Annotated in this window: 1 protein-coding gene; it reads right to left on the bottom strand. The window is 68.2% G+C overall.

Translation table 11 applies throughout. The features are described from left to right. Positions 1-140 precede the first annotated feature (140 nt). A partial coding sequence (locus AC1DKD_RS42505) for a WhiB family transcriptional regulator (RefSeq protein ID WP_477144902.1) occupies positions 141-365 on the bottom strand: 225 nt, incomplete at its 5' end.

The raw sequence follows: 365 nt of genomic DNA on the forward strand, positions 1-365 counted from the left end.
CCCAAAGTCCGGCCGGCTTGGCCGCGGCGGGGGAGTGAAATTGACGGAGGCCCCGGGACGATCCATCTCTGGATTGTCCCGGGGCCTCTGTGCGTCGGTTACGTTGTCCCGCCGGACGACGCTATGCCGGTGTTGGGCTTCTAGGAGGCGCGGCGTGCGCGGGCAGCGCGGCGCTTGAGGGCGCGGCGCTCATCTTCGCTCATGCCGCCCCAAACGCCGGCGTCCTGGCCGGACTCGAGGGCCCACTGGAGGCAGGTGTCGACTACGGGGCACCGGCGGCAGACGCTTTTGGCTTCCTCGATCTGCAGCAAGGCCGGGCCTGTGTTCCCTACGGGAAAGAACAATTCCGGGTCCTTGTCGAGGCA

This window comes from Cupriavidus sp. 05T313, assembly GCF_056396665.1.